This window comes from Morganella sp. GD04133 (genome assembly GCF_029835375.1).
Taxonomy (GTDB): domain Bacteria; phylum Pseudomonadota; class Gammaproteobacteria; order Enterobacterales; family Enterobacteriaceae; genus Morganella; species Morganella morganii_B.
In genome coordinates this window covers 1-5,509 of sequence record NZ_JAODZS010000073.1, presented here as the reverse complement: position 1 = coordinate 5,509, position 5,509 = coordinate 1, and the positions used below count along the sequence as shown (strand labels likewise).

The window sequence follows — 5,509 nt, the reverse complement described above, 5'->3', positions numbered from 1 at the left end:
GGGGGGGGAATATTTTTATTATTCAATGATTAATTGTTTTATTAGAAACTTACGATATTAATTTACTAGTTTAATTATATTTAAAATGCGAATTTTTTATTTCTTCTACATAATGTACCTGCCGTCCATCGGTGGGCGTGTTTGCTTTTTTACGGAAAAAATACCATGCAAACTGAAGCTGAAGTCTTAACGGATCGCCATGAACTCATCTGTTCAACTAACATTGAACGTATCAATGTCAATGGAGAATATTAATTTGATAAAATTATGCTAAAATTCTTAAGTGATGATAAAAAGTATCCTTGAAGTTGGTAACCAGTACGATTCCGCGCTACGAACCCAAACTGTAATTTAAGATGGGACAGGAAAATACCTTGTTCAACTTCAAAATCAATGCAAAAACATCTCGGGGCCCTAACGGGGGCCCTTTTGTTTGCAACTTTCGATAAAACAATAAATATCAATGAATTAAACATCGGGTTTCATTCTGAGTCCGGCACCACTATTTATAAGGCCTCGCTGAAAAGCGGGGCTTTTTCCTTTTCCGGCTACAGTAGATTTCCGGTCGTTACTGTTAAAGACATCCGTACCCTCTCATAAGCCTGTCTCTTATTTACTTTGTATGTAAGCACACCCGTTTCAGCTACACACACTTTTTGAGATTTCGTTATTTTTGACCTCTTCCCTGTCTTCAGTACCGATTGCTTCCGGAAGATACGGCTGTCCTGATTGAGCGTCATGCTCCACATTTCCGGGCGGATCAGAAGAGAAATGTGTGGTGTCAGTGAGCACATTACGCTTCGATTGGCGCACGCCAGTCATCAGCACCGGAAGTGCCTGCGACGGTGTGTTCCCAGCTGATTTTGCGGTAGGACGGCGAGACTTCAATCAGCTGCGTGTAATCCGTTTTTTGCGGATCCTGACAGTGCGGCATTTTGCAGTCGATATTGACGATAGTGGCATCTTCCAGTGCGGTGGTGAAGAAGTGCTCCTGCTTACCTTCAACAGAGGTGCGGTACCATTTCAGTTGTACCTTAGGCAGCATCTCACCCGCCGCCAGGGCGTTGTACAACAGCGAAACCGCTTTGTTCAGCGCGACCGTGAATTTAAACGGACAGTGAGCAGAATATTTAACTTTTATAGATGATAAAGTAAGATTTACTCAGCGTAATAAACCGGATAAAAAACAAATACCCATATTTATTAAAGAAATAACATAACATACTGTAAATAATAAGAAAATTGCCATTTTTTCAGATCATATAAAAGAACCCTGTATTTTCCATGCTGAAACTCAGACTATAAATAGAGAAAATCGTCGTCCGTAAAGTGAAACTTCCATTCCGGCAGCGTGCCTGCCAGTACAACGACCATAACCGCCATAATTGATGACGGCTATCTGCTATTACATTAATTTTCTCCTCATCTTTTTATTATCTGATGCAGTCGTATTAAATCTGCTGAGACCTCCGGTGTTATATACAATATTGATACTGCTTTTATTATTATTCAGGTCTAAACGATATTGCATATAGTTTTCCACCAGTGAAAACTTGTCCGGATTTTTTCGCTTAGTGTATCGTTTTCTTTTTAAAAATAATAAAAAACAAATAATGGCAGGAAGAGAAATACTCATAAAAAATGAAATAATAACTCCGGCAAACCCTGCCCCCAAATATAATAAAATCATCAGGCAAGGAATAAATATGATAAAAAACATAAGTATTGCTGATGCTAATATCGATTTCGGCGCTATTTCACTGTAATCAATATGTCTGTCCGACCTGAACAGATAGGCGGATTTATTAGTGTGATTATAAAGACCGATTATCTGATTATTGTCGACATTACTGATCACTTCAACTTTATCATTCACCGCAACAAAAAAAGGATGCTCTATTTTCGTTAATACTGCTCCGAGCTGATAACCATGATGAGTTTTACAATAAAAGTCACTGTCACCATCACTAATCAGAAAATAATTGTTTGGTATCTCAACTGTTCTTCTGACATTATTAACCCTCAAACTGGTAACATTCATATTACTCTGTATTTGTACTTCATCAACATCTAACCACCTGACGCTAAGCCCGATGCTTTCAGCTCTCTTATTAATAAGTTCATAGTTATCGACTGAAAACAGTTTTTTTTGTCTTTCGAATAAAAACAGACTGATAAATGAAAATATTTTTTTCTCATGCTTTTTTATCAGCGTATGGATTTTTTTATCAGAAAAAGGTTTATCTATAATATTTCTCTCCCTCTGATAAATATCAACTGATTCATTGAAAGGAGAGATTGCAAACATAACTAATTCTTTTGCAAAAAAGATATTCATCAAAAGTGAAAACAGAAAAAACAGCCCGATAAAGATTGAATCTGCACCGCAAATAATCATCAAAAGGCTCACTGACATGAATAATGAACCGTAAGCCAGGTAGTTAAGTAAATTTTGACTTTCATCATATTTATTTTCGGGCATTAACTCATTATTTTTGTCTTTTATAGCCCAATGAAGCCAATAGCCGCCATTATTTAACAGGTGCCCGGCTGCAATTATGTTATCTCCGGGCACTAACTGATTAAGAAAATCATCAGTATGATCAAATTGTGAATGACAAAAAAAGAAAATTTTTTCTGATGTGATAATACGGATAATTACATCTTTATAAACAGGTTGTATATCATAACGAATAAAACAAGCACTTATTCTTTCGGGCTTTATCAGCATTAACGTCGTTCTCTTAAATCATGTTGATACGATAACTTAATACATTCAGCTTAAATCAAATAAAACCATAACATCATTTTACTGATTAGATTAAAATGACAAAATCCAAATCACATAACGATAAACGTTATAAGGGATTAGTGTGGCTGTATCTGTAATAACAACTCATCAAGCCGTTTAATCACTAATGTACTGGCTTGCTCCATATTATTTAAACTGATATTCATCCGTTCATCATCGCCTGATCTGAATGCCAGTAACGCTTCCCGGCCGGAACGGTGTACTTTTTCATGAGGTACCTCAAGCTCAGAAAAACAACTGAGGTGTGAGAATTTATGCCCTTCCTCACCATAAAACCATTTCCCTAAACGACAATCGGTATGACTGTTAACTTCAGAGGTTTCATCGCGGTTAAAAATTAATTCATACACTTTAATCTTCCAGATCACATGATCTAATTTGACTGTATTAAGAAATTGCTGGGTAGCAATGAAACGAATAATTTCCTGCATATGAGCAGAAAGTTCAATGGTCTGCTGTAACATTATACAGGCCTGTTCTGTCGCATAACGAATATCATTAATAGACTGATAATTTTTCTCCGCACTGGTACTGATGCTTTTTGCATGCTGATTGATATCCAGTGTTAATGCCGTAATATTCTTTGCCTGAAATTGAATGCCTGACGACAATTGTTTAATTTCTTTTGCAATTACTGAAAATCCGGCACCTCTTGCGCCGACATGAGCCGATTCAATAGCTGAATTTATTGCCAGCAGGTTTGTTTGCCTTGAAAGACTATTTATTTCATCAATATTACTATTTATACCGCCAAGTACAGAAATAAGCTCATCAACATAGGTGATATTTTCACTGGTATGTTGCTCAATGCGATGCACTAATTCAGAGAGCTGATTCATCTCCCGTCTGACGCTTTCATTTTTCTGATTAAGTTCATCGACAGTGACCAGTTCCTTCATCAAACGCTGGCTGGAATTAAGTAATGAATCACGAATAATTTCTACCGCACTGATACCAGAAATTAAATGCTGACACAACAACTTATCATAGGATTTCTCCGCTATATCACTGGCTGATATTTCCGTGCTGATAGTATTTGATACTACATCTGTTATTTTTTTCTGAGACGGTTGTTTGCGCTTATTTTTAAACCACTGCTTTAGTTTTTTACGCATTATATAAGTCCTTTTTTCTGTTTTTCATCATTAATGCTGCCAGACAGCCTGAACATTATCATATCATCTGACGTGAGTAATGATGTATATGAATCCAGTGTTAATTATGATAGTACGCAGATTTTATTGCTGCCACGGCGTTATTTTTACACCATATTGCTTTATCTGTTTCTGTTTTCAGATTCACACTGGCACACATTTATTCTTATTATGCGTATTTTGATAAGAATTCTCATTCATTTTCCGGTCCCCGGGTTACATTTTGCATACAGTGTCATTATCCGGAATACAATCCTTCCCGGATGACACCCGTGTCTTTTATATTGTAACGTTATATTTTTACCCGAATTGAGAGTGAAAATTAATTTATCCGAATAATAAAAATAACTATTTGAATTTAAAGTTCAACTTGCCTTATCACATCAATAATAACGATCAAAAACACATATATCAATAGTTGCAACCTATCACAAATCCCGGTTTCGATCGTTTTAAACGATTGGATTGAGTAGTGAAAAACATTTTTAATTGATTAATATAATCAACCTGATATGTGTATTTTCCTTATTTATGTAATAAAAAGAGGAACCGTAAAAACGGACGGTATCACTATGCCGCCCCGTCAGAATACGTCTGTTCTTTTTCCGGCATAAAAGAGTGACAGCCCCCTTTGTGGCGGGTATTAGATTTCATAAAAAAATACACTTAATATAGAGAGAAATAAATGCTTAGCCGTTTAAAAATAACAACTATGCTGACTGCAACCCTGCTTATATTCTGTGTATTACAACTATTAACAAGTGGTTTGTATTTTAATACTGTAGAAAGAGGCGCTTCATCTTTCCATCAGGTACTCAGTCTGAATGAGCGCAATGTTCTGCTATCCAATGTCTGGTCGAATTTTTCACAAGCCAGATTAAACCTCAACAGGGCACTTATTTCCGGACGAAGTGAGAATGAAATAGATTCACTCTTAAACAGCGCCATTAAAAACCTGAAAGACGTTGAAGATGACTGGGAAAAATTTAATTCCACGCCAAACTTACATGGTCAGATAAGAACAAATCTGGAAGACAGCTATAACACCTACTATACAACCATTACCGAACTTATACAGTTAATACGATATCGTGATTTAAATACGGCAATATTACAGGACACTCAAACCAGTCAGGATGCTTATCTGACGCATTACGATACATACAGCCATAAAAATAACGATATTATTGCACAAATCATCAAAGAAGATGATAAAGCCGACCGTCAGTCAATATGGATACTGATTATCGTACTCTGTATAACCCTGCTTATTGTGATTGGTATATGGTCAGCCCTTAAGCGCATACTGATTACACCGCTGAATAACGTGCTTGACAACATCCGGCATATTGCCGGGGGAGACCTGACCAGAACCATTGATATTCGCGGCTGTGATGAGGTGAATAAACTGGCTGAGACTCTGCGCTATATGCAGGGTGAACTGGCAGGGACAGTCAGTAATGTCCGTGACGGCGTTAATGCAATTTACAACGGCGCCAGTGAAATTGCGGCCGGGAATAACGATCTGTCTTCACGGACCGAA

Annotated in this window: 3 protein-coding genes and 1 pseudogene; 1 reads left to right on the top strand and 3 read right to left on the bottom strand. The window is 37.0% G+C overall.

The features are described from left to right. Window positions 1-793 precede the first annotated feature (793 nt). The 3 genes and pseudogenes from tssD to N7387_RS20855 form a co-directional block, all read right to left on the bottom strand. A pseudogene (gene tssD / locus N7387_RS20865) lies at window positions 794-1,123 on the bottom strand (type VI secretion system tube protein TssD); the annotation flags it as partial. Between the two features lie 282 nt (window positions 1,124-1,405). Further along, complete coding sequence (locus N7387_RS20860; protein ID WP_279800901.1) at window positions 1,406-2,731, bottom strand: hypothetical protein; 1,326 nt, start codon at window positions 2,729-2,731, stop codon at window positions 1,406-1,408. A gap of 137 nt (window positions 2,732-2,868) precedes the next feature. Continuing rightward, window positions 2,869-3,927 (bottom strand): CZB domain-containing protein, encoded by a 1,059-nt coding sequence (locus tag N7387_RS20855; RefSeq protein WP_279800900.1) that lies wholly within the window; start codon window positions 3,925-3,927, stop codon window positions 2,869-2,871. A 724-nt stretch (window positions 3,928-4,651) separates the two neighbouring features. Between N7387_RS20855 and N7387_RS20850 the strand changes: the two genes are divergently transcribed. Beyond that, a partial coding sequence (locus N7387_RS20850; RefSeq protein ID WP_279800899.1) for a Tar ligand binding domain-containing protein occupies window positions 4,652-5,509 on the top strand: 858 nt, incomplete at its 3' end.

What these genes read in the sequence shown, in the direction of transcription:
- N7387_RS20860 (WP_279800901.1), bottom strand. Translation starts at nt 2,731, where the DNA reads ATGCTGATAAAGCCCGAAAGAATAAGTGCTTGTTTTATTCGTTATGAT.
- N7387_RS20855 (WP_279800900.1), bottom strand. Translation starts at nt 3,927, where the DNA reads ATGCGTAAAAAACTAAAGCAGTGGTTTAAAAATAAGCGCAAACAACCG.